Source organism: Paenibacillus sp. P4_E11 (assembly GCF_056401635.1).
Window position 1 is genome coordinate 1 of sequence record NZ_JBFUIX010000255.1, and the last position, 3,475, is coordinate 3,475.

The window sequence follows — 3,475 nt, forward strand, 5'->3', positions numbered from 1 at the left end:
GAGATTCCGACCGTTGTTGAAATATTGTTCCTATGATTGAATTATTAGCGGTGAGAACAAAATTTCAAAGACGGACGCTCCGCTTCTCCACCCCCTCCCACGCCCTCTTCCATTCTTCTTTTGTTCAAGGAGTTACGTTCCCAACCGCCCCTCATCCACTTTTGCAGGGCTGCTCCACGACAATTATTGATTCATTCTGCTTTAGGGAGGACATGTTGTTAGGTTCTAGTGACTTGTAACCATGCAGGGTGTGCCCCTGTCCGAAAACGACCAATAGCGTTGTTACATCACCCTATTTGGCCAAAATTAATCAAATCCAACCAATTAAGCTGTTTGATCAGTTTGATCATCTTATTTCACGATATTTCATCTGATTTCGATGTTTTTCGGTATAATAGAGTGATGAAATCACCCTATTGGATGAAGTCCAGCCTTCTCCTCAAAAGTTACTAATTCTGATCACTAAATAGGGGGGGGAACCTTCTGTTTCTCACTCGGATCCCCGTCATCCATTCGATCCGTGTCTTGCGCCACTCCTGTGGAACCCTATGTCTGATCAGCCGTGAAATGACCCTCGAAGTTCAGCTGTGAGAACTGCGGAGGAGATGTACCCGAACTACTACAAAGGTGTACATAACCTTATCAAAAAACGAATCAAGGATGAAGCTCTCTCCACCCCAAAATAATATGATAACAAAAACCCTTCACAGGGTTTTTGTTGTCGCTTAGTCCAAGTATCCGGGTTTCGTAATATGTTCATACAGTTCTGGTTCAGTCAATACTCTGCATGTTTGCCGGATCATCTGGTAGGCCCAGTGCCGCATAATGATGCGGTAATAGGACGGATTGCGCATCTGCAAGCACTCCTGCTCCAGCCGCTCCAACCGGGCTAATGCCCGGTCAATTAATTGTTGAGTCGCTTCTCTTTTACCACAAGTCCGAAATGCGCCGAACACTTCTTCGATCGCCCAGCGCTCATAGCGGTCGATGAAATAGTCTAGTGAAGCGCGCGAGGCATTGGCGTGATGATGCACATAAGCTTCAGGCAAGTAGACGATATCGCCCTGCCTATCTCTAACGCGATCAATCATTGCGTTCTCACCGGTACCCGACAAATGTTTCAAGCTACGCGGAAACGTGCAGGGAAAGCAACCACCGATCTGGATAGCAAGCGATTTTCGGATTCCCATGTTGTTGCTGAACACATACTCCCGTTCCAATACGAGTCGCTTATCTCCATAATCCAAGTAGGCGAACAGGGGATGCACAGCCTCCGAGCCGTAATCATATATCCAGTCGACATGCTCTCCGCTCCAGATCGGCAGCACTTTCCCACCGACGATGCCCGTATTCGGATGGCGGTCGAACTCCTCTAGCATGGAAGACAGCCAAGATGGACTTGCTTCAATATCGTCGTCACCTAGTACCACAATGTTTCCCTTGGCTAGCAAGATCCCCTTATTTCTAGCAAGATGTACGCCCGGTCTTGGCTCCGTAACATATGCCCATCGGCAGTCCGCCTGCTTCATGACCTCCTCGACAATACGCCTCGTGTGATCGCAGCTGCCGTTGTCCACCACCACAATCTCGTAGTCCGATGACGGCAAATCTTGCGCCAGGAAAGTTGGGAGTGCACGAGCAAGTATGTCCGCCCTGTTGTATGTCGGTACAATCAAGGAAAGCTTGATCATCCCAACAGCCCCCTTCGAATCAATGTTTCCACTGCCGCTATCGTATCCTGCGCTGCATACTCCTCATCAGTCTGAGCGAGATCGTCATACAGCCTCTCCCAAGGAAAATTCGAATCGTCCGGACAATCAGAAAACATACGGGCCAGCGGAATCACATGATAGCGATTAAGAGGGAACCATATCCCGTATCGGGTTGCAACGGAATACCGGATCGTCTCATGCAACGACAAGGAGGATAGGAACTGCTCTTCGGTCATACGACCTGCACTCCCCTCGTAGCCGATGATGACACTATACGATGCTGGGTGGAGGGTCGGGTGATCCATTACGACTTGCGCTGCCTCACCGGCTTTATCCAGTGAGGCCGCATTCGGCAGCTGATCTGGCTCAAACACAACGGACCGCTCCACATCAAGATGCTGATGAATCGTGCCGTCCGGCCATACGGTGAAATGGACCGGAACAGAATCGCTATTCGAACGGCGAATCGCGCCATCATTCACGATGACGATTGGACATACTCCCCGTCTGTCAGCAGATACGCCTTGTTGGTCATGCAGCCGGACGTCTCCGTGCATCACATCCCCCTCCTTCTTGCTAACCAATCGGCCGCAGTAAACCATAAAAATCGTATTCTTTGGGCGAGAGCGGAATCAGCTCATCCACCATGAAACTTAATGTCCGGGTATCTTCGTTCATCCCTAAGTCTCTGGGAACATAAGCATTCTCCGAGACGAATTCAATCGAGCATGACCGCTCCTTGCAGTGAACCGGGATTTCCAATGTAAAGCTTCCCTGGCTAACCCTATACCGATCCAGAATCAGCTCCCCGTTGACATAAACCGAGAAGCGTAGCGGGCCGCTCGAGGGCAAATACTCCGCCATTTTGTGCGTGCCTTTCACAATCAGCGTGTGCAGAGGGGCTTCCGGCTCCGCCTCGACGATCACCCGAAACCGTGGAGGCGCCCAATTATCATCATAACGGTTCATTTCAATAATTTGCGGGGTAGATCCGGAGATCGAGCAGGTTTTCAACTGATGGATAAGCCATGATGCGCCTTTCCCAATATGGTTCCCGATAAATTCCAGCAACCAGTAATTGGAGATCGATCCATATTGCTTCAAGCTCGTGCGGAACACTTCATGAAATCCCCGGTCGAGCCAATCCTTCATATTTTTACAAGAAGCATGAAGCCTTGCATTCCCAAGGTAGCTGTCGATATGCCCAATGGGAAATCTCTTGGCCATCCGGATCCAGAGGTCATAATCCATACAAAAGTAAAGTTCCTCGTCCAGCCCCCCCAGTTCCTCAGCCGCTGACTTGCGAAAGAAAGCGGTTGGTTGGCAAATCATGTTGATTTCGTACAGCCGGTTCATATCAAACGGTTCTACCGGATAAAAGTTAATAATCCTGCTTTCCTCATCGATATAGTAGGCATTGCCGTAAACCATGGCCCATTCATGGTTGATTTGAAGTGTGTTTACCGCTTTGGACACCGCTCCGGGCAAATAAGTGTCGTCCGAATTAATCCAGCCGATCAGCTCTCCTCTCGCCATTCGGAGCGCTTTATTCAGTGCGTGCGCTTGTCCACGGTCGGGCTCAGATATGAAACGGAACCGTTCTGTCCCAAGCAGCTCTGCATATTCCCGTAACAGTTCCAACGTACCGTCCGTCGACCCCCCATCAACAACAATATGTTCCATGTTCGGGTAGTCCTGCATAAGTATGCTCTCGATCGTCTCCCGAATAAACCGGCCTTGGTTATAGGAGGGTGTGAGAATAC

The 3,475-nt window shown here is 49.7% G+C and carries 3 protein-coding genes; all 3 read right to left on the bottom strand.

The features are described 5' to 3' along the window. Window positions 1-725: 725 nt before the first annotated feature. The gene (locus AC1DWB_RS32350) at window positions 726-1,691 is read right to left on the bottom strand and encodes a glycosyltransferase family 2 protein (RefSeq protein ID WP_477545206.1); all 966 of its coding nucleotides are present in this window, start codon (window positions 1,689-1,691) and stop codon (window positions 726-728) included. Beyond that, window positions 1,688-2,269, bottom strand: coding sequence for a hypothetical protein (locus tag AC1DWB_RS32355; RefSeq protein ID WP_477545207.1), 582 nt, complete (start codon window positions 2,267-2,269; stop codon window positions 1,688-1,690). The genes AC1DWB_RS32350 and AC1DWB_RS32355 overlap by 4 nt, the downstream gene beginning before the upstream one ends. A gap of 19 nt (window positions 2,270-2,288) precedes the next feature. Further along, window positions 2,289-3,475: glycosyltransferase family 2 protein (locus AC1DWB_RS32360; RefSeq protein WP_477545208.1), on the bottom strand; the 1,187-nt coding region annotated here is incomplete at its 5' end.